The 17,529-nt window shown below is 70.9% G+C and carries 16 protein-coding genes; 9 read left to right on the top strand and 7 right to left on the bottom strand.

Annotation, left to right across the window (positions count from 1 at the left end):
• The first annotated feature begins 4 nt into the window (after positions 1–4).
• Complete coding sequence (locus tag ESP70_RS19740) at positions 5–886, top strand: AraC family transcriptional regulator (protein WP_149691033.1); 882 nt, start codon at positions 5–7, stop codon at positions 884–886.
• Positions 887–918: 32 nt separating this feature from the next.
• Here the strand turns inward: ESP70_RS19740 and fgd are convergent, their stop codons facing one another.
• Positions 919–1,926 (bottom strand): glucose-6-phosphate dehydrogenase (coenzyme-F420), encoded by a 1,008-nt coding sequence (gene fgd / locus ESP70_RS19735; protein WP_149691032.1) that lies wholly within the window; start codon positions 1,924–1,926, stop codon positions 919–921.
• A gap of 122 nt (positions 1,927–2,048) precedes the next feature.
• Between fgd and ESP70_RS19730 the strand changes: the two genes are divergently transcribed.
• From ESP70_RS19730 to cofC, 3 genes are read left to right on the top strand one after another with little or no spacing between them, the layout of a single operon-like run.
• Complete coding sequence (locus ESP70_RS19730) at positions 2,049–3,044, top strand: DNA topoisomerase IB (RefSeq protein WP_149691031.1); 996 nt, start codon at positions 2,049–2,051, stop codon at positions 3,042–3,044.
• 58 nt (positions 3,045–3,102) lie between these two features.
• Positions 3,103–5,622, top strand: coding sequence for a bifunctional FO biosynthesis protein CofGH (locus ESP70_RS19725; RefSeq protein WP_149691030.1), 2,520 nt, complete (start codon positions 3,103–3,105; stop codon positions 5,620–5,622).
• Positions 5,619–6,269, top strand: coding sequence for a 2-phospho-L-lactate guanylyltransferase (gene cofC, locus ESP70_RS19720; RefSeq protein ID WP_149691029.1), 651 nt, complete (start codon positions 5,619–5,621; stop codon positions 6,267–6,269). Before ESP70_RS19725 ends, cofC begins: the two co-directional genes overlap by 4 nt.
• A 128-nt stretch (positions 6,270–6,397) precedes the next feature.
• Here the strand turns inward: cofC and cofE are convergent, their stop codons facing one another.
• Genes cofE through ESP70_RS19705 form a run of 3 tightly spaced genes read right to left on the bottom strand, consistent with a single transcriptional unit; the run spans position 6,398 to position 9,712 of the window.
• On the bottom strand, positions 6,398–7,363 hold the full coding sequence (cofE, locus tag ESP70_RS19715; protein WP_149691028.1) for a coenzyme F420-0:L-glutamate ligase: 966 nt from the start codon (positions 7,361–7,363) through the stop codon (positions 6,398–6,400).
• 1 nt (position 7,364) lies between these two features.
• Complete coding sequence (gene cofD / locus ESP70_RS19710) at positions 7,365–8,342, bottom strand: 2-phospho-L-lactate transferase (protein ID WP_149691027.1); 978 nt, start codon at positions 8,340–8,342, stop codon at positions 7,365–7,367.
• A gap of 29 nt (positions 8,343–8,371) precedes the next feature.
• Positions 8,372–9,712 carry a dihydrolipoyl dehydrogenase family protein gene (locus ESP70_RS19705; RefSeq protein WP_149691026.1) on the bottom strand — a complete coding sequence of 447 codons (1,341 nt, stop codon included), beginning with the start codon at positions 9,710–9,712 and terminating at the stop codon, positions 8,372–8,374.
• A gap of 95 nt (positions 9,713–9,807) precedes the next feature.
• On the opposite strand from ESP70_RS19705, the gene ESP70_RS19700 reads away from it, so the two are divergent.
• Complete coding sequence (locus ESP70_RS19700) at positions 9,808–10,677, top strand: DUF1707 SHOCT-like domain-containing protein (RefSeq protein WP_149691025.1); 870 nt, start codon at positions 9,808–9,810, stop codon at positions 10,675–10,677.
• 6 nt (positions 10,678–10,683) lie between these two features.
• Here ESP70_RS19700 and ESP70_RS19695 read toward each other — a convergent pair whose 3' ends face one another.
• Positions 10,684–11,883, bottom strand: coding sequence for a S8 family serine peptidase (locus tag ESP70_RS19695; RefSeq protein WP_188110721.1), 1,200 nt, complete (start codon positions 11,881–11,883; stop codon positions 10,684–10,686).
• Positions 11,884–11,965: 82 nt separating this feature from the next.
• Here ESP70_RS19695 and ESP70_RS20250 point away from each other — a divergent pair, with 82 nt between their 5' ends.
• Positions 11,966–12,790, top strand: a complete 825-nt coding sequence (locus tag ESP70_RS20250) for a DUF1707 SHOCT-like domain-containing protein (RefSeq protein WP_188110720.1) — start codon at positions 11,966–11,968, stop codon at positions 12,788–12,790.
• Here ESP70_RS20250 and ESP70_RS19685 read toward each other — a convergent pair.
• Positions 12,775–13,257, bottom strand: a complete 483-nt coding sequence (locus ESP70_RS19685) for a PGPGW domain-containing protein (RefSeq protein ID WP_149691022.1) — start codon at positions 13,255–13,257, stop codon at positions 12,775–12,777. The genes ESP70_RS20250 and ESP70_RS19685 overlap by 16 nt on opposite strands.
• A 114-nt stretch (positions 13,258–13,371) precedes the next feature.
• Positions 13,372–14,061, bottom strand: coding sequence for an iron-dependent transcriptional repressor DtxR (locus tag ESP70_RS19680; RefSeq protein ID WP_149691021.1), 690 nt, complete (start codon positions 14,059–14,061; stop codon positions 13,372–13,374).
• Between the two features lie 46 nt (positions 14,062–14,107).
• Between ESP70_RS19680 and ESP70_RS19675 the strand changes: the two genes are divergently transcribed.
• The 3 genes from ESP70_RS19675 to ESP70_RS19665 are packed head-to-tail and all read left to right on the top strand — an operon-like array spanning position 14,108 to position 17,509.
• On the top strand, positions 14,108–15,460 hold the full coding sequence (locus tag ESP70_RS19675; protein WP_223148809.1) for a cryptochrome/photolyase family protein: 1,353 nt from the start codon (positions 14,108–14,110) through the stop codon (positions 15,458–15,460).
• Between the two features lie 9 nt (positions 15,461–15,469).
• Positions 15,470–16,183, top strand: coding sequence for a hotdog family protein (locus tag ESP70_RS19670; protein WP_149691019.1), 714 nt, complete (start codon positions 15,470–15,472; stop codon positions 16,181–16,183).
• 39 nt (positions 16,184–16,222) lie between these two features.
• On the top strand, positions 16,223–17,509 hold the full coding sequence (locus ESP70_RS19665; protein ID WP_149691018.1) for an MFS transporter: 1,287 nt from the start codon (positions 16,223–16,225) through the stop codon (positions 17,507–17,509).
• Positions 17,510–17,529: the final 20 nt, after the last annotated feature.

Raw genomic sequence — 17,529 nt, 5'->3', positions numbered from 1 at the left:
CCACATGGTGAAAACGGGACATCCGGCATCAGATGACATCCGACCGGTGCAGTTCGACCCGCCGACCCCCGAGGTCGGCGACATCGAGGTGCTCGACCTCGAGCGGATGCGCGTACGCGGCGGACCGGCGGAGTTCCTCACCCCGCAGCGCCTCGACTTCGACATGCTGCTCCGCGTCGACGAGGGCACGGCCACCCACACGGTCGACTTCACCGCGTACGCCTTGGGGCCCGGCGACGTGCTGTGGGTGCGCGCCGGCCAGACGCACCAGTGGGGCCGCATCGATGACATCGACGGACCCAGCGTGCTGTTCGCCGCGCACGCGATCGACGACCGCACCCGCGAGCTGGTGCGGACCTCCGGCACCGCGATCCCGAACGTCTGGCCGGCGTCACTGATTGAGCGAACGCCGGTCGCCGAGGCCTGGGCGCTGCTGCTCGCCTGCGGACGGCAGCCGACAGGCGACCGCACCGACGTGCGCGACGCTGCGCTCGCCCACGCGACAGGCGCGTTGCTCACGCAGCTGGCGCTCGCCCAGCCGGCCGACCAGACGGCTGGGCCCGCCGCGACCCACGAGGCATACATCTGGTTCCGCGACGAGATCGACCGACGGTTCGGCGAGTGGCACCAGGTGACGCACTACGCCGAGCGGCTCGGCTACTCGCCGCGGACCCTCAACCGGCTGGCGCGGGCGCACACCGGCCGGTCGGCCAAGCAGCTCATCGACGAGCGGGTCGTGCTCGAGGCCAAGCGGCTGCTGAGCCATGGCGAGGCTCCCGTGGCCGAGATCGCCGAGCGGCTGGGCTTCGACGACCCGTCGAACTTCTCTGCCTATTTCCGCGCCCGGGCGGGCGTCACCCCTGGGGCGTTCCGCAGGGCCGGCTGAACCGGTCACCCCTCGTCGGGCCCGACCGCGGCTCAGCCCAGAGCGCGGAGCCGAGGCGCCAGATCCGTCGTGAAGAGCTCGAGGAAGCGCCGCTGGTCATGACCGGGGGCGTGCAGCACCAGGTGGTTGAGGCCCGCGTCGACGTAGGGCTTGACCAGCGCCGCGACCTCGTCGGGGTCCGAGCTGACGATCCACCGCTTGGCCACCTGCTCGATCGGCAGGGCGTCGGCGGCCGCCTCCATCTCCATCGGGTCGTCGATGCTGTGCTTCTGCTCGGCGGTCAGCGACAGGGGCGCCCAGAACCGGGTGTTCTCGAGCGCGACCTGCGGGTCCGGGTCGTACGAGACCTTGATCTCGATCATGCGGTCGATGTCGTCGGTCGACCGGCCGGCCTTGTCGGCTCCCTCGGCGAGCGCGGGCATGAGCTTGTCCTCGTAGAGCTCCATGCCCTTGCCGGACGTGCAGATCATGCCGTCGCCCTTGCGCCCCGCATAGCGCGCCACGACCGGTCCGCCGGCGGCGACGTAGACCGGGACCCCGCCGTCCGGTACGTCGTAGATCGACGCGCCGACCGTGCGGTAGTAGTCACCCTCGAAGTCGACTCGCTCGCCCGTCCAGAGCTGCCGCATCAGGTCGACGGCTTCGCGTAGCCGGGCGAAGCGCTCCTTGAACTCCGGCCACTCCCCCACGAAGCCCGACGCCGCCTCGTTGAGCGCCTCCCCGGTGCCGACGCCGAGCAGGATGCGGTCGGGATAGAGGCAGCCCATCGTGGCGAACGCCTGCGCGACCACGGCCGGGTTGTAGCGGAACGTCGGAGTCATGACCGACGTGCCCAGCCGGATCGACGAGGTGCGCTCACCCACCGCGGTCAGCCACGCCAACGAGAACGGCGCGTGGCCACCCTCGTGCCGCCACGGCTGGAAATGATCGCTCACGACCGCGGTGTCCATGCCGGCCGCCTCGGCGAGGACGCCGAGCTCGACGAGCTCCCTCGGCGCGAACTGCTCGGCCGATGCCTTGTAACCGATCCTCAGCTCCACGTTGCTCTCCTCAGGGTGTCCGAGGTTGAACCATGACACGGCCACCGGGCCGGCCGGCCGGGAGGTCGCGAGAGTCGCTACGACATGCGGTGGGGTGGGACGTCACCTAGCGTGATCTCACCATGGTCCGCCTGCGCCGTACGTCCGCGAGCTCGCCCGGCTGGTCGCGGGTCCGGCACGGTCGTGGCTTCCGCTTCCTCGACGAGGACGGCAGGCCGCTCGAGCCCGAGCAGGTCCTGCGGTGCAAGCAGCTCGTGATCCCGCCGGCGTGGAACGAGGTGTGGATCTGCGCCGTCGAGAACGGCCACCTGCAGGCGGTCGGCACCGACGCGGCAGGTCGGCGGCAGTACATCTATCACCCGGACTGGCGGGTCCGGCGCGACACCGAGAAGTTCGAGCGCATGGAAGGCTTCGCCGCGTCGCTGCTCAAGCACCGCCTCGAGGCCCGCCGCCACCTCGCCGGCGACGACCTGACCCTGGAACGGGTCGCCGCGACGGCATTCAGCCTGCTCGACCTCGGCATGTTCCGCATCGGCTCGGAGCGGTACGTCGAGGAGAACGGCAGCTACGGCCTCACGACGCTGGAGAAGCAGCACGTGCACGGCGCCGGGACCGGCATGACGTTCTCCTACCCGGCCAAGTCCGGCCAGCTCGTCGAGGTCACGGTGCGCGACCAACGGGTGCGCGAGGTCATCGAGACGCTGCGCCGGCGCCGCGGAGGCGGCGATCGTCTGCTCGCCTACAAGGAGGGCCGACGGTGGCGCGACCTCGACGCCGACGACGTCAACGCGTACGTCAAGGAGATCATCGGCGAGCACTACACGGCCAAGGACTTCAGGACCTGGCGCGGCACCTCGATCGCCGCCCTCGCCCTGGCGCGCAGCGACGGCAGCACGCCGAACCGGCGCAAGAAGTCCGTCGCAGCGGCGATGCGCGAGGTCTCGGAGCACCTCGGCAACACGCCCGCGATCGCCCGGACCTCGTACGTCGATCCGCGGATCATCGACCTGTTCGAGGACGGCGTCACGGTGCGTGCCGATCATCGCCGCGTCGCGCCCGGGTCCCCCATGAGCCGCACCCTCGAACGCCAGGTCCTACGCATCCTGCGGCGAGCCTGAAGTTTGCGTTGAGCGGGTCGGCGCGTCCGCGCGTGGACGTGGGGACCACAATTGCTGAATGAGCGCACCGAGCGACCGCGAGATCAGCCGGGCCGTCACGCGGGCCGTCGCGGGCAAGACGATCGACGCACGAGAAGCAGCCGGTCTGCTGAGTGCCCGCGGCGACGAGCTGCGCCGGCTCATGGCCGCTGCGGCGCGGGTCCGCGACGCGGGCCTCGAGGCGGCCGGCCGGCCGGGTGTCGTGACGTACAGCAAGAAGGTCTTCATCCCGCTGACCCGGCTCTGCCGCGACCGGTGCCACTACTGCACGTTCGCGACGACCCCGGGCCGGCTGCCCGCCCCGTTCCTGTCGCCCGACGAGGTGCTCGACATCGCCCGCAAGGGCGCCGCAATGGGGTGCAAGGAGGCGCTGTTCACCCTCGGTGACCGGCCCGAGGACCGCTGGGACGACGCCAAGGAGTGGCTCGAGGCCGCCGGCTACGACAGCACGCTGGAGTACGTACGCGCGATGGCGATCCGGGTGCTCGAGGAGACCGGGCTGCTGCCGCACCTCAACCCCGGCGTCATGAGCTGGAAGGAGATGTCGCGGCTCAAGCCGACCGCCCCGTCGATGGGCATGATGCTCGAGACGACGAGCCGTCGCCTGTATGAGGAGAAGGGCGAGGCGCACTACGCCAGCCCCGACAAGGACCCGACCGTACGCCTGAGGGTGCTCGAGGACGCCGGGCGGCTCAACATCCCCTTCACGACCGGGCTGCTGATCGGCATCGGCGAGACCGTCAACGACCGCGTCGAGAGCATCTTCGAGCTGCGGCGGATCGCCCGCACCTACGGGTCGATCCAGGAAGTCATCATCCAGAACTTCGTGTCGAAGGACGACACGGCGATGCGGCTGACGCCGGACCTCGAGGTCGAGGAGTATCTCGCCGCGATCGCCACGACGCGCATCCTGATGGGGCCCGCGATGCGGGTCCAGGCGCCGCCCAACCTCGTGGGGCTCGACGACTGCCGCGCGCTGCTGGACGCCGGCGTCGACGACTTCGGCGGCATCAGTCCGCTGACCCCCGACCACGTCAACCCCGAGAAGCCGTGGCCGCAGATCACGGCGCTGGCCGAGCTCGCCGCAGAGCGCGGGTTCACGCTGACCGAGCGGCTCACGGCGCACCCGCAGTTCCTGTCCGAGCCGTGGCTCGACCCGCGCCTGCGCCCGCACGTCGACGCCCTGGTCGCCGACGACGGGCTGGCCCGCGCCGACGCGATCCCGGAGGGACTGCCCTGGCAGGAGCCCGACGGCGGCTGGTCCACGACGGGCTGGCTCTCGAAGGGCCGCACCGACCTGCACACCGAGATCGACACGGTGGGGCGTACGACCGACCGGCGCAGCGACTTCGAGGACGTCTACGGCGACTGGTCGGTGCTGCGCGACAGCCAGCCGGGCCGCGACGCGGCACTGGTCGGGGTCGGCGACGGCGGGTTCGCCGCAGCGATGCGGGCGGCCGAACGGGACCCTGCGGGCCTGTCGGACGCCGACGCGCTGACCCTCATGACCGCCGAGGGCGCTCAGCTCGACGCCGTCACGGCGCTGGCCGATGACCTGCGCCGACAGGCGGTCGGCGACGAGGTCACCTACATCGTCAACCGCAACATCAACTTCACCAACGTCTGCTACACCGGCTGCCGCTTCTGCGCGTTCGCCCAGCGACGTACGGATGCCGACGCCTACACCCTGTCGCTCGACGAGATCGGCGACCGGGCCACCGAGGCCGTGGCGTTCGGTGCGACCGAGGTCTGCATGCAGGGCGGCATCGACCCCGAGCTGCCCGGCACGGCGTACTTCGACATCGCCGCTGCCGTCAAGCAGCGCGAGCCCGGTCTGCACGTCCACGCGTTCAGCCCCATGGAGGTCATGAACGGCGTGACGCGCACGGGCATGTCGGTGCGCGACTTCCTCGTGCAGGCCAAGGAGTCCGGCGTCGACTCGCTGCCCGGCACGGCCGCGGAGATCCTCGACGACGACGTCCGCTGGGTCCTGACCAAGGGCAAGCTGCCGACGTCGGAGTGGCTCGACGTCATCCGCACGGCCCACGAGGTGGGCCTGCCGACGACCTCGACGATGATGTACGGCCACGTCGACCACCCCGGTCACTGGGTCGGCCACCTGCGCACGATCGGCAACCTGCAGCGCGAGACTGGTGGCTTCACCGAGTTCGTGCCGCTGCCGTTCGTGCACCAGTCCTCGCCGATCTACCTCGCCGGCGTCGCCCGGCCGGGCCCCTCGGTGCGCGACAACCGCGCGGTGCACGCCTTGGCACGGATCATGCTGCACGGCCTGATCGACAACATCCAGTGCTCGTGGGTCAAGCTCGGCCCCGAGACCTGCACCCAGGTCCTGCAGGGCGGGGTCAACGACCTCGGCGGGACGCTCATGGAGGAGACCATCAGCCGCATGGCCGGCTCGACGAACGGCTCCCGCAAGTCGATCGAGGAGCTCGAGACGATGGCGACACTGGCCGGCCGCCCTGCTGTCCAGCGCACCACGACGTACGGCCGGCTGTCCCCGGTCCAGGCGGCCGGATGACGTACACCGCGATCGTGCCGATGAAGGCGTGGGACCAGGCCAAGTCGCGCCTGCACGCCGATCCGCACGTACGACGCACCCTCGCCGAGGCGTTCGCCCGCGACACGCTCGCCGCGGTGCTCGCCTGCCCGGAGGTCAGCGACGTCGTGGTCGTGACGCAGGGCGACCTGGTCGTCGATCACGTCCGCGCGGCCGGCGCCCACGTGATCCAGGAACCCGGCGACCGGTCGCTCGACACCCTGGGCTCGGCGATCCGGCACGGCATCGCGTGGGCCGGCGAGCACCGGCCGGACGTGCCCGTCGCCGTCGTCCCGTCGGACCTGCCCGCGCTGACGCCCGACGCACTCGGCGAGCTGCTGCGCGAGGCGGCGACACACCCGTTCGCGTTCGTCGCGGACGCCAACGGTGACGGCACGACGATCCTGACGAGCCGCTCGCCAGAGCTGATGCGTCCCGGCTACGGCCCCGGCTCCGCTGAGCGGCACCGCGGCCTCGGCGCGTACGAGCTGGTCGCGCCAGGTGCCCTGCGTCAGGACGTCGACGTGTTGATCGACCTCGCCGCCGCCGAACGGCTCAGCCTCGGACCGCACACCCGCCAGGCATACGCCGACCTCACCGCCGACGAAGCTTCAGCCCTCAGCCGCTGACGAGTCACTCCGGTGCCCCTGACGAGTCACTCCCGTGCCCCTGACGAGTCACTCAACACGACCGCAGCGACTCCTCACCACCATCGCAGTGACTCCTCAGCGCTACGGGAGTGACTCCTCAGCGGGGGTCAGTCACTGACGACCGCGATCACGACCTCGCGGCGCAGGGCGCGGGCGAGGATGCGCAGGCGCTCGGCCAGGGCTCCGGCCTCGACGTATGCCTCGGGGGCGCCGTCCTCGCTCAGGGCGCGCACCTCGAGCGAGCCGTCCGCGGCCACCGTCACATCGGCGAGCGAGAGATCGGTGCCGGCCCGCGCGAGTGCCAGCAGATCGTCCTCCTCGTCGGCGACGGGGAAGCCCCGCGGCAGGTCACCGCGCGAGGTCGCAGCCAGCACCGCGTCGCGGGCGCCGAGGCCGAACAGGTCACCGTCGTCGTCACGGATCAGGGCGCCAGCCCCTTCGTCGGAGCCGAGCCAGGCGACCGGCAGCCCCCGCACCACGACGACCGGCTGACCGTCGAGCTTGCCGGCCACCAGGTCGGCGGTGCCGGCGATCTCGTCGGCGACCGCGGGCGAGGTCACCGCGAGGAGGTTGCCATATGCGTCCTCGACACCTGCGAACGACAGGTGGGGCGCGATGCCAGACGCGCCGATCGCGATGTCGGTCTGCCCGATGCGCCATGCCCGCCCGGCCGTGTCGCTCACGATGACGCCGAGACGTACGCCTGTGAGCTCCTCGAGCCGGCTCCGCAGGTCACGTGCCGCGCCGTCGGGGTCGCGAGGCAGCGGGATCACGGTGCCGGCCTCGAGGTTGGACGCGTCGATCCCGGCCGCGGCGAGGGTGAGCCCGGAGCGCGTACGGACGATGCGCGTCTGGCCTCGACGAGCCACGACCCGGTCGGTCTCCGCATCGATCAGCGAGTCACGGTCTCCGGTCGTCGCCAGCCCGGCCGCCTTGCTGACGACCTTGCTGGTCACCACGACGACATCGCCGTCCTCGAGGGGCTCGGCTAGGTGATCGACGATGACCGCAGCGAGATCGGCGCCTGGCCGGATCTCACCGATGCCCTCGAGCGGCCACGCGCGCAGCACCATGTCAGCGCCCGGCGGCCAGCGAGTCGGCCAGGGCGAGGGTGTCGCGGGCCAGCTGGGCCGTGGTCGCGTCGTCCGTCATGTAGAGCGGCACCGCTTTGGCAGCGATGCCGGCCGTCTCGATCGCGCTCAGCTCCCCCGCGTCGGCGCCGTCGACGAGCCAGCCGTCGAGGACTCCCCCGGACGTACGAGCGCCGTGGTGGCGGGCCACCCCGGCGGCACTGATCTCGATGCCGAGGCCGGTCAGCAGCTGGTCGGCCATGCCCCGCACGGCGGCGCCACCGATGATCGGCGAGACGCCGACGACCGGGGCCGAGGTCGTACGCAGGGCGGTGGCGACGGGGGCGACCGACAGGATCGCGCCGATCGACACGATGGGGTTGGACGGCGGGAGGATCACGCGGTCGGCGCTGAGGATCGCCTCGACGACACCCGGTCCTGCCGTGGCCTCGCCGGCGCCCGTGAAGGTGACCTCGCGCACCGGGACGCGAGCGCCGAGCCGGATCCAGTACTCCTGGAAGTGGATCGTGTCGATCCCGTCAGCGCCGTCGATCCCGATGTGGGTCTCGACCTGGTCCTCGGTCATCGGGAGCAGGCGGACGCCGGGCTGCCACCGGTCACAGAGCCGCTCGGTGATCGCGGCGAGACCGACGCCGTCGTGCCACATCTGGGTGCGGATGAGGTGCGTCGCGAGGTCACGGTCGCCGAGCCCGAACCACGTCTTGTCGACGCCGTACGCCGTCAGCTCCTCCTTGGCGTTCCACGTCTCGTCGGTGCGGCCCCACTTGCGCTCGGGGTCGATGCCGCCGCCGAGCGTGTACATCACGGTGTCGAGATCGGGGCACACCCGCAGGCCGAACAGCCAGATGTCGTCGGCGGTGTTGCCGATGACCGTGACCTCGTCCTCAGGCCCCACGGCGGCCAGCAGCCCCTTGAGGAAGTTGGCCCCACCGACCCCACCCGACAGCACCGTGATCCGCATGGGCCCAGTCTGCCTGAGCGCCCGACGGGTCAGAGCGCCGACTCGATCGCCCGCCAGAACGTCGGGTAGGCGTAGACCGTGTTGCGCAGCGTCTCGAGCGGAATCTCCGCGCGTACGGCGAACGCCAGCGCCGAGAGCGTCTCGCCGCCCGTCGGCCCGGCACTGGTCGCGCCGACGATGATGTCGCGGTCCGTGTCGATGATGATCTTGATCAGCCCTGCGTTGCCCACGCCGTGGACGAACCCGCGGCTGCTCGCGGCGACGTCGGTCAGCCCCACCCGTACGTTGAGGCCCTTGTCGCGGGCCTGGGCCTCGGTGAGGCCGACGCCGCCGACCTCGGGATCCGTGAACGTGACCCGCGGGAAGCTGCCGTCGTACGCCCCCAGTGGCTCGCCGAGGATCGCCTTGGCGGCCCGCTCCGCGTGATACATCGACAGGTGGGTGAACGCGCCACGGCCGACGATGTCCCCGATCGCCCAGAGCCCGTCGGTGACCTGCATGTCGTCGCCGACGGTCAGGAACTTGCCGACCTCGACGCCGACCGTCTCGAGCCCGATGTCGTCGACCCGCGACTTGCGGCCGGCAGCCACGAGCAGCTGCTCTGCCTCGTACGTCGTGTCGCCGCACGTGACGGTGAACCGGCTGCCGTCGTGGTCGACCCGGTCGATCGTGATGCCGGCGTGCACGCCGATGCCCTCGGACTCGAAGACCGTGGCCAGCAGCTCGGACGACTCCGGCTCCTCGGGCGCGAGGATGCGCGGCGCGACCTCCAGCACCGTGACCTCGGTGTCGAACCGCGAGTAGGCCTGGGCCAGCTCGAGGCCGATCGCACCGCCGCCGATCACGATCAGCGAGGCGGGAGCCTGCTCGGTCTTGAGCGCCTCGCGGTTGGTCCAGAACGGCGTCTCGGCGAGTCCCGGGATCGGCGGCACCGCTGCGGTCGTACCGGTGTTGAGCACGACGCCCTTGGACGCGACGTACGTCTCGCCATTCACCTCGACCGTACGATCGCCGGTCAATCGCCCGCGTCCGCGTACGAGCGTGGCGCCGGCGGCGGTGATCCGATCGGCGGCCACCGTGTCGTCCCAGTTGTCGGTGGCCTCGTCGCGGATCCGCTTGGCAACGACGGAGAAGTCAGGGGTGACGGTCGCGGCGCCCGACAGCTGCGCGATCCGCCGGGCCTCGGCGAGCAGGTTGCCGGCACGGATGAACATCTTGGAGGGAATGCAGCCCCAATAGGGACACTCGCCGCCCACCAGCTCGGCCTCGACGGCCACGACGGCGAGCCCGGCCTTGGCGAGCCGCGCGACGAGCGCTTCGCCTCCGGGACCGAGACCGACTACGACGACATCACACTCATGAGCACTCATGCCCCCATCCTCTGGCATGTCCCGGGTCGGGAGCCAGTGGACCCGTGCGGTGATTTCGCCTCCGAGACCGCCTCTCCGTGGCTACGCTGCGCTGCATGGAGGGCGTGCCGGCGACTGACGACGATCGACGCGGGGCGTTCGACGAGCTCAAGGAGCTGCTGTCCAGCGGCCGGATCGACGCCGCCGAGTTCGCGACCCGATCGTCCAAGGTCGCCGACGCGACCACCCTGTCGGAGCTCGCGGCGCTGGTGACCGACAACGGCCGCGCTCCTGCCCCGGCAGCCGCTCCGAAGGAGTCGTTCGGCACCGTCGTCGGCGACGCCCTCACGAGCCCGCAGCTCGGGCGTTCGGTCGGCAGGTTCGCGACAGTCTTCGGCTTGCGCCGACTGATCCTCTGGGCGCTCGGGCTCACGGTCGCGGGCGGCGCGGCGTTCGCCACGTCGGTGTTCGACAACGCGACCGACAGCTCCCCGACGGGTCCGAGCGTCCCGGGCATCACCCGGCCGACCGCGACGGCTGCCGCCGCGCACCCCGAGCTGCTGACCCGCAACGGCTTCGTCAAGCTCCGTGACGACATGCGCGCCAAGATCGGCAGCACGCGATACCTCAGCGCCGTGATCTATCCCGACTACGCGACGATCGAGGTGCCGATCTCCGGCGACCCCGACCACTCGCAACGCTGGTACTACAACGGCAGCTTCCCCTACAACCCGACGGCGAGCCCGCGCCGGCCGGGCTCGAGGCCGGCAGACCTGCGCGACGTACGCGTCACCGCGTTGACCAGGGCGATCCGGCGAGCACCGGCCCAGCTCAACGTGCGCGACGCCGACCGGACCTACCTGATCTTCGACAACCGCTCGGGCCGGAGCGTGATGTCGGTCTACGTCACCAACGCCTCGAACGACACCGGCTACTGGACGATGCGGCTCAACGGCGCGACGGTCACGACGTACAAGGCACCCTGATCAGCCTCAGCGGGCGAGCATCCGGCGCGGGTTGATGACGCCGTAGCCCGTACGCGTGTCGTAGCCCGTCGACCCGGCGTCATCAGCGGTCGACTGGATGAGCGAGCGGATCGTTGCCTGGCTCACCCCGGAGCCGACCTTGGCGATCTCGAGCGCCGCCGCGGCCGCCGCGTAGGGCGAGGCCATCGACGTGCCCGACAGCGTGCAGAAGTGCGGCGGGCAGCCGAGCGACGGGTCCGGGTCTGCCGAGGTGGTCGACAGGATCCCACTGCCAGGAGCGGCGACGTCGACCCAGCTGCCACAGCTCGAGAACGACGCGACCGCGCCGTTGGACTGGATCGCGCCGACCCCGAGCACACCGTCGTAGGCGGCTGGATAGCTGCGCGGCGACCCGAACAGGCCGCACCCGTTGTTGCCCGCGGCGGCCACCACGACGACGTTCTTGGAGATCGCGTACGCGACGGCGGCGCGTCCGGCGGTGTCGCTGCGCGTCGATGACAGCGAGAGGTTGATGACCTTGGCGCCGTGGTCGACGGCCCACACGATGCCCTTGGCCACGGTCGCGGAATCGCCCACCCCGGAACGGTCCAACACGCGGATGGGCAGCACCCGCGTGTTGGGGGCGAGGCCGGCGATGCCGCGCCCATTGTTGGCGATCGCCGTGATGATGCCGGCGACGTGCGTGCCGTGGCCGTTCTCGTCGGTGGGCGGCGTGCCCGGCGCGAGGAAGTCGTAGCCCGTGAGGATGTGGCCCCGAAGATCGACGTGACCGGCCCGCACCCCGGTGTCGATGACCGCAACGACGACGCCGCGACCCGTCGAGGTCTTCCACGCCGTCTCGGCACCGAGCCGCGTGAGGGCCCACTGCCTGGCGCGGAGCGGGTCGTCGGAGAGGTCGATGTGCACCTCGTGGGCGATGTCGACGCCGACGGTCGACCGCTTCTTGAGCCCGGCGACGATGAGGTCGAGCGCATTGGAGCGGCTGGACGCGACCTTCGTGGTGATCTCGGGGGCGCCCGCCGTACGCGTCGTGGTCACGACCTTGAGCGGGTCGCCCGGCGTGGCGGTCGCGAGGATCTCCGTCGCCGTTCGCCTCAGCCCACCGTCGTCCGCAGCGGTGGCGCCGGAGGACCCCGCGGCGATCACGGTGGCGATGAGCCCGATGGCCCCGGCCGTTCGTCCGATCCGCATACGCACCTCGGTCACCTTTCGTCCCCTGGTGAACAACGCCCGCCGAGGTCAGCGGTTACGACCCGCTCGAAGTGCGACTGCAGATATCGTGCTCGACATGGTGTCCACCCGAGCGAGCGATGCTGACCGCGACAGCTGCCTGGAGGACATCGAAGCCGCCTACGCGGACGGCCGGATCAACGACGCGGAGCGCGAGACGCGTACGCAGGCAGCGCTGCAGGCCACGACGCTGCAGCAGCTCGCCGATCTCGTCGCCGATCTCGGCCCCGCCGCCAAGCTGCCGTCGAAGGTCGCCGCCGCCTTCAAGACGTCCTCCGGCGACGCCTCCACCACGCGGCTGCCGCGCCGCTTCCTGGTTCGCCTGCTCATCGCGCTGCTGGTCCCGGCCGCGATCGCCGTCGTCGTCTGGATCTCCAGCGCCGGGGGCGACGACAACGCGCCGGCCGCTCCGGGAGAGACCACCCAGGCGCCCAATCCCAAGGACAAGCTCGAGCTCCACACGGCCGCCGGGTTCGAGCAGCTCGTGGCGCTGACCAAGGCGAAGTTCGGCACGACGATCGTCGACTCGGCCGCGATCTATCCCGACTACGCCAGCATCGAGGTCGTCATGAAGGACGACGAGCGCCGCGTGGAGAACTGGTACTTCGCCAAGGGGTTCGAGGGCGATCCGAGCAAGGGCAGCCGGCCGGCGGGCGCCGGCTCGATCGACCTGGCAGCGGTCGACCCCACGGCGTACGCCAGGGCGGTCAAGCGCTCCCCCTCGGTGCTGGGGGTCGAGGACGTCACGTCGACGTACGTCGTGATCCGCAACTCCGGCGACGAGCCGACGTTCTCGGTCTACGTGTCGAACGAGTACAGCGAGAACGGCTACTGGACGTTCAGCCTCGACGGCAAGGAGCTCTCCCGCTACGCGTTCGAGTGAGCCTTGGTCCTCGGGCCCCGGGGCTCGTGCCACCGGACGACGCTGTAGGCCAGCAGGCCCCAGGCGGCGATCGCCGACGTCCAGAGTCCGATGGCGGTGCCCCAGCCGTGCGCCGGCAGCTCCGGGCCGAAGCCCACGCTGAGGATCGAGAACTCCGGGATCTCCGGGCTGATCCACCACACGACGCCCAGACCCACGAGCCACACACCGCCGAGGAAGCTGAGGAAGATGCGCGGCCACGTGGCGACGCCGAACTTGGCCGCCTCGATCGCCCTGCGCTCCAGCGGGCCGAGCAGCTTCTGCGCCCACACGTAGTTGCGCGACAGCAGCGAGATGCCGGCGACGAGCACGAGCGTGCCAGGACCCGGCGCCGGGATCAGGATCACGCCGGCGACCGTCAGGATCCAGCCGAGGATCTCGCTGCCCGTGCGTCGGAACCAGCTCTTGAAGGCAGTCCCGACTGTCATGGGTCAATTCTGCCAGCCGGTCCACCACAGAAGGGGCACAACCCGGCGAGAAGAGCGAGAACCAGGGTCATCCCGGATGAAGAACCGGGACGGCGTACGGGACGTCCCGGACGATCAGACCGAGACGAAGACGTGGACGGCCGCTTCGGCGTCGATCTCGGCGGTCTCACCCTGCCGCGCGACGACCAGGCCGTCGTGTCCTTGCGACACCAGGATGTCGTTGCCCGGCAGCGCACCAACCCTGCGGAGGACCGACATGACCTCGGTGTCCTTCTGCAGCTCCTCGGCGATGCGGCGCACCACGAGACGGATCGGCTCGACGGCGCCGCTGACGGCCTTGGTCATCGGCTGCACGCCGTGGAGGAAGTCGGCGTCCTCACCCAGCTCGCCCAGCTCGGCGAGCCCGGGGATCGGGTTGCCGTAGGGCGACTCCGTCGGGTGCTCGAGCAGCTCGACGAGCCGGCGCTCGACCTGCTCGGACATCACGTGCTCCCAGCGGCAGGCCTCTTCGTGGACGTACTCGATCTCGAGGCCGATGATGTCGGTCAGCAGCCGCTCGGCGAGCCGGTGCTTGCGCATCACGCGAGTCGCGAGCTGGCGGCCCTTGGGTGACAGCTCGAGGTGGCGGTCGCCCTCGACCGTGAGCAAACCGTCGCGTTCCATGCGCGCCACGGTCTGGCTGACGGTCGGGCCGCTCTGGTGGAGGCGCTCGGCGATGCGCGCGCGCAACGGCGTGATGCCCTCCTCCTCCAGCTCGTAGACCGTGCGGAGGTACATCTCGGTGGTGTCGATCAGCTCGCTCACCAGGCCATTGTTCCACGTCCTGCGGCATCGCCGTTCCCCCCGGACAATGGGACACGTGACGACCTCGGTGATGTGGTTCAGACGGGACCTGCGGCTGGCTGACAATCCGGCGATCCATGAGGCGCTGGCCTCCGGGCCGGACGGCGTGGTTCCGCTGTTCGTGCTGGACGACCGGCTCTGGACGACCACCGCATCGACCCGGACGGCTGCCCTGTCACAGCTGCTGGCAGACCTCTCCGATCGCATCGGCGGTCTCCACGTCGTGCATGGCGATCCGGTCGACGAGGTCGTCCGCGTCGCACGTGCCGCCGGCGCCACGAGCGTGCACGTCGCGGCCGACTTCGCGCCCTACGGCTCCCGGCGCGATCGCCGTGTCGAGGAGGCACTGGCCTGCCACGACATCCTCCTGGTCAGGACGGGTTCGCCGTACGCCGTGGCGCCGGGTCGCGTCACGAAGGCCGACGGCTCGGGCTACCGGGTCTTCACCCCGTACGCGCGGGCGTGGCGCGAGCACGGCTGGCGCGGACCGGCCCCGGAGGCGACCGACGTGCCGTGGATCCGGCCCGACGGGCGTACGCACCAGGTTCCCGACGTCCCCGTGCCGGCCGGGATGACCCTCCCGCCGCTGGGCGAGCAGGCCGCCACAGCACGCTGGCAGGCGTTCCTCGCCGACGACGTCGCCGACTACGACGAGGCCCGCGACCTGCCCGGCGACGACCGGACGTCCCGCATGTCGGTGCACCTCAAGTGGGGCACGATCCACCCGCGCACGATGCTGGCCGACCTCGCACCGCTGCGCTCGAAGGGCGCCACGGCGTACGTCCGGGAGCTCGCGTTCCGCGAGTTCTACGCCGACGTGCTGCACCAGCGGCCGGACTCGGCATTCGGCTACTACAACCCCGCATTCGCGGCGATGGAGTACGACGAGCCGGGCGAGGCGCTGGAGGCGTGGAAGGCCGGCCGCACCGGCATCCCGATCGTCGACGCCGGCATGCGGCAGCTCAAGGGCGAGGGCTGGATGCACAACCGGGTCCGCATGATCGTCGCGAGCTTCCTCGTCAAGGACCTCCACATCGAGTGGCAGCACGGCGCCCGGCACTTCCTCGAGCTGCTGGTCGATGCCGACCTCGCGTCCAACCAGCACGGCTGGCAGTGGGTCGCGGGGTGCGGCACGGACGCGGCGCCGTACTTCCGGGTCTTCAACCCGATGACCCAGGGCAAGAAGTTCGACCCCGACGGCACCTACGTACGCCGCTGGGTGCCGGAGCTCGCCGACGTCGACGCCCGGCACGTCCACACGCCGTGGGAGCTCGACGAGCCCCCCGCGGACTACCCGGCCCCGATGGTCGACCACGCGGCGGAGCGCACGGAGTCACTGCGTCGCCATGCGGCGCTCTAGGGTTGTCATGTGGTCACGATTCCGGGTCAGTTCAACGGTCCCCTTCACTCCGGCAACGGCGGCTACGTCGCCGGCCTGCTGGGCCAGGAGGTCGACAGCGACGGACCCGTCACCTCGACATTGCGGATCCCGCCACCGTTGGACGTACCCCTCAGCTGGGAGCGCGACGGCGACCACGTACGACTGCTGACCGCAGGCGGCGCCGTGATCGGCGATGCGGCACCCGGTACGTTCTCGCGTGACGTGGCACCGTGCCCGACGTCCGAGGAGGCAGCCGCGGGTCTCGCCCACTATCCCGGCTTCACCCATCACCCGTTCGACCACTGCTTCACCTGCGGCACGGCGCGCGACGCGGGCGACGGGCTGCGCCTGTTCGCGGGTCCGGTCGACCCGGCCCACCCCGGCGTGACCGCCGCACCGTGGACGCCGCACGAGGCGTTCGACGGCGAGGACGGCCTTGACCTGCCCGTCACCTGGGCCGCATTGGACTGTCCCGGCGGCTGGGCGGCGGACTTCAGCCGCAACACCATGGTGCTGGGCCGGATGACGGCACAGGTCGAACGCCGCCCCCAGGCGGGCGAGCCGTGTCTCGCGGCCGGCCACCTGGAGTCCCAGGAGGGTCGCAAGTTCCTGACCGACACCGCGCTCTACACCGCGGACGGCGAGCTGCTGGGTCGCGCCGAGCAGACCTGGATCCTGATCGACATCGCCGCCTTCTCCTGACCCGAGTCGCGCTGGGCGCGTGCCGTAGATTCTCCTGACGTGGCACGGCGATCCTTCTCCCATTTCTTCGCCGACACCCGGCCGCTGCGCAACCAGCACTTCCGCAGGCTCTGGACCGCCAACATCATCACGGTCGTCGGCGCCCAGCTGACCGTCGTCGCGGTCCCTGCCCAGATCTACGCCGACACCGGCTCCTCGGCCTACGTCGGGCTCGCCGGCGTCTTCGGGCTCGTGCCGTTGATCGTGTTCGGCCTGTACGGCGGTGCGCTCGCAGACGTGTTCGACCGCCGCACGATCCTCATCTTCACGACCGTGGGGCTGATCGTGACCAGCGCGCTGTTCTGGCTGCAGGCGGCCGCCGGCAACGGCAACGTGTGGCTCCTGCTGTCGCTGTTCTCGGTCCAACAGGCGTTCTTCGCCGTCAACCAGCCCACCCGCAGCGCAGTGCTGCCCAAGCTGCTCGACCTGACGCTGCTGCCGGCCGCCAACTCGCTCAACACGACGGTCATGATGGCCGGCGCGATCGCCGGGCCGTTGGTCGCCGGCGTCCTGATCCCGGTCATCGGGTTCGAGTGGATGTACCTGATCGACACGTTCACGCTGTTCGCGACGCTCAGCGCCGTCATCCGGCTGCCTCGCCTCCCGGTGCTCGACGCTGCCGCCGGCGTGCCTGGGATCAAGGCCGTCGTCGAGGGCTTCACCTATCTGCGCACGCAGCCCGTGCTGCTGATGTCGTTCGTCGTCGACCTCATCGCGATGGTCTTCGGCATGCCACGGGCGCTGTTCCCCGAGATCGCCCACCTCGACTTCGGCGGTCCCGACAACGGCGGCCTGGTGTTCGCCCTGTTGTTCGCAGCGATCCCCGCCGGAGCCGTGATCGGCGGTATCTTCAGCGGCTGGGTCTCCCGCGTCGAGCGACAGGGTCGGGCCGTCATCGTCTGCATCGTCGTCTGGGGCCTGTCGATGATCGGGTTCGGCACCGGAGTCGGCCTCGCCGACCACTGGCGCACGCCCATGCTGGTCCTGGCGCTCCTGATGCTCGTGATCGGCGGCGCCGCCGACACCGCGTCGGCCGCGTTCCGGAGCAGCATGCTGCAGTCCGCGGCCGATGACGCCGTGCGCGGCCGGCTGCAAGGGGTCTTCATCGTCGTCGTCGCCGGCGGTCCCCGCATTGCCGACACCCTGCACGGCGCCACGGCTGTCGCGGTCGGCACGGCGGCGGCATCGGCCGGTGGCGGCGCCCTCGTCGTCGTCGGCGTCGTGATCGCCTCGCTCGCGGTGCCGTCGTTCGTCCGCTACCGGATCAGCGGGCCCCTGCGGGACTGACCGGCGCCGCGCCTGTCCCG

It is taken from the genome of Aeromicrobium ginsengisoli (assembly GCF_004134905.2).
GTDB classification, from domain to species: Bacteria; Actinomycetota; Actinomycetes; order Propionibacteriales; family Nocardioidaceae; genus Aeromicrobium; species Aeromicrobium ginsengisoli.
The sequence above is the reverse complement of the archived record's forward strand: the minus strand, read 5'-3'. Positions and strand labels throughout refer to the sequence as shown.